The sequence below is a fragment of the Luteimonas sp. TWI662 genome, from assembly GCF_039673825.1.
Taxonomy (GTDB): domain Bacteria; phylum Pseudomonadota; class Gammaproteobacteria; order Xanthomonadales; family Xanthomonadaceae; genus Luteimonas.
In genome coordinates this window covers 127192-133191 of record NZ_JBDJMI010000009.1, presented here as the reverse complement: position 1 = coordinate 133191, position 6000 = coordinate 127192, and the positions used below count along the sequence as shown (strand labels likewise).

The window sequence follows — 6000 nt, the reverse complement described above, 5'->3', positions numbered from 1 at the left end:
CCTGCTCACCGCCTACCTCATGCGCGATGAGCTCAAGCGACTGTGGTTCTACCAGCATCCCAGCTGCGCCCAACGGGCCTGGGAGCACTGGCTGGAGCAGGCCCAATCCAGCGGGATTGCCGCGCTGGCCCATTTCGCGGCCAAGCTCGAAGCCTACCTGCATGGGATCGTGTCGCGCTGCCGACATCGACTCAACACCAGCATCGTTGAAGGCATCAACAACACCATCAAGGTCATCAAACGCCGCGCCTACGGATACCGCGATCAGGAGTACTTCTTCCTGAAGATCCGCGCAGCCTTCCCCGGAATTCAGCGATGAACCTTTTTTTTGGTGGTCTCCCTGCACGACCGGCAGGCTGCGCGAGAGCAGGCGGCGGCCGGTCGTCGTTCGCCGCCAGCGATCGGTGAGCGTGCCTGCGCGCGCCGATGTGCGCATGTGCGAACGGCGACGCGCGCGGTACGGGTGGTGTCCACGGCATCGGGTAGCAACGCGTGCCATTGGACTTCGACGATCGACGACCTGCCGCCTGCCATCAGTCGTCAGTCGTCAGTCGTCAGTCGTCGCTTGTCGGTCGTCACTCGTCGGTCGTCGTGGCGATGCCGTCGAGGTGTCTTGTTCGAGGTGCCGCGAGGTCGAATGCGTCGCGCACTTTTCGCGCAAACCGATGCTGCGACGTCGCATCGCCCGGTCCTCGTGCACATCGCGTTCACCGGCCGGTCGGCGCGGTGATGAATGTTTCACCACGCCGCATCGCATCGTTTGCGCGTGTGCATTGGATCTTGCCGACGCTGTCGAATGTCGTGGAGAGTGCTTGTTTCAAGCACTTTCGTCGCGCTGCAGGCGATGACGCATCACGCATGCGGACGGCAGCGTCAGTGGGCCGTGCGTTTCGCTTGCAGGGCAGCCGCGGCGGACGTCGGAGATCGGGCGCAACAAAAGCATGTCCGCCTGTTGACAGTGGAAAAAACCGTGATTAGGTTTCGCGGCAACACACGCCCGCTATCAAACGAGTGAGTCGAGCCCCGACAACAACGCGCTGCACAACTCGGACCTCCGCCAGGAACATCACAAGGTGGATGCGGGCAGCATCTCTGCGCCAATCCCCGACATCGAATCCGGCACCCCGTCGCGTGCGACGCGGGTGCCTTCGCATCACCGGGATGCTGTCGCGACTGCGACGACCTTCCGACCGAATCCGTCCCGATGCGCTGGGCGCGTCGACGGGTGCACGCGGGTCCGACTCCCGCGCGCCGTTTTGAGTACTGGGCAGCTGTACATGCAAGTCCACTGACGAGGAGAGCCATCCCATGGCCACGAAGAAAGCTGCAAAGAAGACCACCGCCAAGAAGGCGGCTAAGAAGACCGTTCGCAAATCCGCTGCCAAGAAGGCCGTGAGCAAGGCCTCCAAGGCAACGAAGAAGGTCGCCAAGGCTGCGAAGAAGGCGACCAAGAAGGTTGCGAAGAAGGTCGCGAAGAAGGCCACCAAGAAGACCGCCAAGAAGGCTGCGACCAAGAAGTCGGCCACCAAGAAGGCCACCAAGAAGTCGGCAGCGAAGAAGGCGACCAAGAAGGCCACCAAGAAGTCGGCTGCGAAGAAGGCGACCAAGAAGACCGCCAAGAAGTCGGCCACCCGCAAGAGCGCCACCAAGAAGACCGCCACCCGCAAGGCCGCGACGAAGAAGGCCGCGACCAAGAAGACTGCGGCGAAGAAGGCCACCAAGAAGACCGCCAAGAAGGCGGCTGCTCGCAAGACCACGAAGACGGCGGCCAAGAAGGCGCCTGCCAAGCGTGCACCTGCCAAGCGCGCCAAGAAGAGCGCGCCGGTCGTCATCCCGACCATGCCGACGCCGCTGATCTGACCGACGGCCTGTTCGGCCGTCAACGCAGAACTCTTCCTCCGCATGCCCAGGCGGAGGAGGAGTTTTTTTTTGGGCGCGAGATCAGCGCGCTCTGGTGAGCGCGGCGTCGAGTTCGGCGAGCCGTTCGGGGGTGCCGACATCCGTCCAGGCACCGCGGTGATGCTCGCCCGAGACTGCGCCCCGGTCCATCGCCGCGCGCAACAGTGGCGCCAGCCGGAACCGTGGCGGCGTGGCGTCGGCCCCCGGTGTGTCACCGATGATGTCGCGCCACCCGGCCAGCAACGTGGGGCGATAGACCCCGATGCCGGCGAAAGTCAGCCGGTCCAAGCCCGCTGCGCGTACGCGGTCGCCCTCGAGCACGAAGTCGCCCTGCGTGTGGTGCGCCGGATTGTCGACCAGCACCAGGTGCGCGTCGCCGGCCGGCTCGCGCGGCAGCGACGCGGGGTCGTGGTCGCTCCAGATGTCGCCATTGATCGCCAGGAATGGCGCCTCGCCCAGCAGGGGCAGCGCCTGCAGCATGCCACCGCCGGTTTCCAGCGGCGGTGCGCCCTCGTGCGAATAGTGCAGGCGCAGGTCCCAGCGCTCACCGTCGCCCAGTGCGGGAGCGAACTGCTCGGCCAGCCACGAGACGTTGAGGACGACCTCGCGCACGCCCGCGGCCGCCAGGCGCTCCAGGTGCCAGACGATCAGCGGCTTGCCGCCTGCGACCAACAGTGGCTTGGGCGTGTGGTCGGTCAGTGGCCGCATGCGTTCGCCCAGGCCGGCCGCGAAGATCAGCGCCTTCATCGGGCGGCGTTCGTGCCGAATGCGCACGTCCGGTCAGCGGGGGGATAAAAGGCGGGAAGCAACGCAGCGGCCTGCTCAGGTGACGGGCCGCCAGCTTACCGACTGGAATGCGGGAGTGCTGGACCGAGCGTCCGAAGCTCAGCGGGCGGCGCCGGCCACGTGATCGAACAGTCCGCCGGCGGCGAAGTGCACCCGCTGGGCGTGTTGCCAGCCGCCGAAGGCCGCGTCGACAGTCACTATCGGGACCGCGCGAAAGCGCGCGCGTTGCGAGGCCGGGACCTGGCTCGGGTCGACAGGGCGATAGTGGTGCTGCGCGGCCAGCCGCTGGCCGGTCGGCGAGTACAGATACTGCAGATAGGCGTCCGCGCGCTCGCGGGCGCCGTGGGCGTCGACATTGCGGTCGATCCGTGCGACCTGGGGCTCGGCGCGAATGCTCAGGCTGGGATAGACGATTTCCAGCGCCTGGCTGGTGCGCGGATCGGCGAGCAGGCGCAACGCTTCGCTTTCCCAGGCCAGCAGCACGTCGCCGCGACCGCCCTCGACGAAGGTCGTGGTCGCCGTGCGCGCGCCCGCATCCGCGGCCACGACGTTGCGAAACAGGCGCCGCATCCAGTCCAGCACCTGCGTGCCGTCGCGATGCGCGCGCGAGGCCCAGGCCCATGCGGCGAGGTAGTTCCAGCGTCCGCCGCCGGAGGTCCGGGGATCGGGCGTCACCACCCGCACGCCGGGCCGCACGAGATCGCCCCAGTCGTGAATCCGCTGCGGGTTGCCCTTGCGTACGAGCAGGACGATGGTCGAGGTGTAGGGCACGCTGGCGTCGGGCAGGCGTGTGCGCCAATCCGCAGCCAGCAGCCCGGCTTGGGCCAGCGCGTCGATGTCGGCAGCCAGCGCCAGTGTCGCCACGTCCGCGTCCAACCCGCCCAGGATCGCCTGCACCTGCTCGCCCGAGCCGCCATGGTGCATGCGGATGTCCACGGCTTCGCCGGTGCGCTGGCGCCAGTACGAGGCGAACGCACGGTTGTAGTCGACGTAGAACTCGCGGGTCGGATCGAACGACGCGTTATACAGCGCCGTCTCGCGCGCGGCCGCATGGCTACAGGCCACGAGCGACGCCAGCGTCAGGACGAGCAGGGCGATCGAGTGTGGACCAGAGCGCATACGCGAGTGACGGAATGGACCGGGTCGTCCGACCATAGCGCGCCGCTGGGCGGGGCGACAGTGCGCACCGCCGGGACGATGCCGCGGCATCGTCCCGGTGGGCAGTCAGCAGCAGCCGTGGTCGCCGTGACGCTTGCCGCTGTCGGCGGCGACCGCCGACCCCGAGGTCTCGCCGCGCTGGCTGGCGTGGTGATGCTCGGCGATCACACGGGCCACGCACGCGGTGACCCGCTTGCCCATCTCGATGTGCAGGAACTCGTTCGGCCCGTGGGCGTTGGAGTGCGGGCCGAGCACGCCGGTGATCATGAACTGCGCGCCGGGAAATTTCTCGCCCAGCATGCCCATGAACGGGATCGAGCCGCCTTCGCCCATGTACATCGCCGGCTTGCCGAAGAATGCCTGGCTGGCCCCTTCGATCGCCTCCGACAGCCACGGCGACATCGCCGGCGCATTCCAGCCGGTCGCGGCCTTCTCCAGCGACAGCGTGACCGTGGCGCCATTGGGCGGGTCCTGGGTCAGGGCCTGCTGCAGCAACTCGCCGGCGTGCTTGCCGTCGACCGTCGGCGGCAGGCGCAGCGACAGCTTGACCGCGGTATGCGGACGCAACACGTTGCCGGCCGACTGCAGCGACGGCAGCCCGTCGACGCCGGTCACCGACAGCGCCGGGCGCCAGGTGCGGTTGAGCACGAGTTCGGCAAGATCCTCGGACACCGTGCCGTCCGCATCGACGGGGAACATCGGTCGCAGCGCGCCGGTCAGGGGGAACTTGTCGTAGATCGCCGTATCGAGCACCTCGGCGGCGCGGCGCGCCTGCTCGAGCCGCTCGGCCGGGATGTCGGCATGCAGCCCTTCGGGCAGGATCCGGCCGCTGCGCTCGTCCTCGATGCGCGACAGCAGCTGGCGCAGCAGGCGGAAGCTCGAGGGGACCACGCCCGAGGCGTCGCCCGAATGCACGCCCTCGTCGAGCACCTTGACCGTCAGGTTGCCGCCGGCCAGGCCGCGCAGCGAAGTGGTGCACCACAGTTGGTCGTAGTTGCCACAGCCCGAGTCCAGGCAGACGACCAGCGACGGCTTGCCGATGCGGTCGGCGAGATGATCGACATAGGCGGGCAGGTCGTAGCTGCCCGATTCTTCGCAGGCCTCGATCAGCACCACGCAGCGTGCGTGCGGCAGGCCCTGCTCGTGCAGGGCCAGGATCGCGGTCAGCGAGCCGTAGATCGCGTAGCCGTCGTCGGCGCCGCCGCGCCCGTAGAGCTTGCCGTCGCGCAACACCGGCTCCCACGGGCCGAGGTCGTCGTCCCAGCCAGTCATCTCCGGCTGCTTGTCGAGGTGGCCGTACAGCAGCACGCAGTCGTCGTCGCTGCCGCCGTTGGCGGCCGGGATTTCGATGAAGATCAGCGGCGTGCGCCCTTCCAGGCGCACGACCTCCAACTGCATGCCGGGAATCGTCTGGGCGCGGGCCCAGCCGGCCATCAGCTCGACGGCGCGCTCCATGTGGCCATTGGCCACCCAATCGGCGTCGAACATCGGCGATTTGTTCGGAATACGGATGTATTCGACAAGTTGCGGGACGATCTCGTCGTCCCATTTGGCGCCGACGAAACGGTCGGTGCGGCGGGTATCCATGGCGCGAGCTCCACTTGCGGCGTAGATGGCCATTCTACCGCGCGGGCGTTGTAGGACTTTTCCTACACGAAATTGGGGAGTCGGCCTGCTTCGCGATGGCGGACAGGCGGATAGGCTGTGTTCATGGCGTTGGGGAGACTGGCAACACCGGCAGGGATGACAGATCGCCAGTCGGGAAAGGAATCCACCCAATCGCCAAGGAGTTCGCCATGAAGCCGTTCAAAGCCCTCATCGCCGCTCTCGTCCTCTCGCTGTTGATGGCCGGTTCGGCCTTCGGCGCAGACGGGGTCGAGAAGGTCAACGTCAACACCGCCGATGCCACGACCCTCGCCCGGGTGCTGCACAACATCGGGCCGGCCAAGGCCGAGGCGATCGTGGCCTACCGGGATGAGAACGGGCCGTTCCGCAGCGCCGAGCAACTGGCCATGGTCAAGGGCATCGGTCTGCGCACGGTCGAGAACAACCGGGACCGGATCGAGCTGGGGTCGCAGATGGCGCGCCAGCAGCAGACCGCCCAGCGGGCGTCTGGGACGCCGGGCAAGGGCGCAGCGCAGCAGCGCTGAGCCAACC

Annotated in this window: 6 protein-coding genes; 3 read left to right on the top strand and 3 right to left on the bottom strand. The window is 67.6% G+C overall.

Translation table 11 applies throughout. The features are described 5' to 3' along the window. Window positions 1-319 (top strand): transposase (locus tag ABE488_RS08700; RefSeq protein WP_346447884.1); only part of this gene is annotated, 319 nt, incomplete at its 5' end. 989 nt (window positions 320-1308) lie between these two features. After that, a complete protein-coding gene (locus tag ABE488_RS08695; RefSeq protein WP_346447883.1) occupies window positions 1309-1860 on the top strand; it encodes a hypothetical protein in 552 nt (183 codons plus the stop codon). An 81-nt stretch (window positions 1861-1941) separates the two neighbouring features. Here ABE488_RS08695 and murU read toward each other — a convergent pair whose 3' ends face one another. The 3 genes from murU to ABE488_RS08680 all read right to left on the bottom strand — a co-directional run bounded on the left by murU (window position 1942) and on the right by ABE488_RS08680 (window position 5430). Next, entirely contained in the window at window positions 1942-2646 is a 705-nt protein-coding gene (murU, locus tag ABE488_RS08690; protein ID WP_346447881.1) for an N-acetylmuramate alpha-1-phosphate uridylyltransferase MurU, read from the bottom strand. 138 nt (window positions 2647-2784) lie between these two features. Then, window positions 2785-3804: a sulfate ABC transporter substrate-binding protein gene (locus tag ABE488_RS08685; protein ID WP_346447879.1), complete on the bottom strand. Its 1020-nt coding sequence runs from the start codon at window positions 3802-3804 to the stop codon at window positions 2785-2787. 105 nt (window positions 3805-3909) lie between these two features. Next, window positions 3910-5430 (bottom strand): M20 family metallopeptidase, encoded by a 1521-nt coding sequence (locus ABE488_RS08680; RefSeq protein WP_346447878.1) that lies wholly within the window; start codon window positions 5428-5430, stop codon window positions 3910-3912. Window positions 5431-5639: 209 nt separating this feature from the next. Here ABE488_RS08680 and ABE488_RS08675 point away from each other — a divergent pair, with 209 nt between their 5' ends. Further along, window positions 5640-5993 carry a ComEA family DNA-binding protein gene (locus tag ABE488_RS08675; RefSeq protein WP_346447876.1) on the top strand — a complete coding sequence of 118 codons (354 nt, stop codon included), beginning with the start codon at window positions 5640-5642 and terminating at the stop codon, window positions 5991-5993. Window positions 5994-6000 lie beyond the last annotated feature (7 nt).

Excerpts from the sequence above, each read along its gene's own strand:
- ABE488_RS08685 (WP_346447879.1), bottom strand. The coding sequence starts at position 3,804 with ATGCGCTCTGGTCCACACTCGATCGCCCTGCTCGTCCTGACGCTGGCG.
- murU (WP_346447881.1), bottom strand. The coding sequence starts at position 2,646 with ATGAAGGCGCTGATCTTCGCGGCCGGCCTGGGCGAACGCATGCGGCCA.
- ABE488_RS08680 (WP_346447878.1), bottom strand. The coding sequence starts at position 5,430 with ATGGATACCCGCCGCACCGACCGTTTCGTCGGCGCCAAATGGGACGAC.
- ABE488_RS08675 (WP_346447876.1), top strand. The coding sequence starts at position 5,640 with ATGAAGCCGTTCAAAGCCCTCATCGCCGCTCTCGTCCTCTCGCTGTTG.
- ABE488_RS08695 (WP_346447883.1), top strand. The coding sequence starts at position 1,309 with ATGGCCACGAAGAAAGCTGCAAAGAAGACCACCGCCAAGAAGGCGGCT.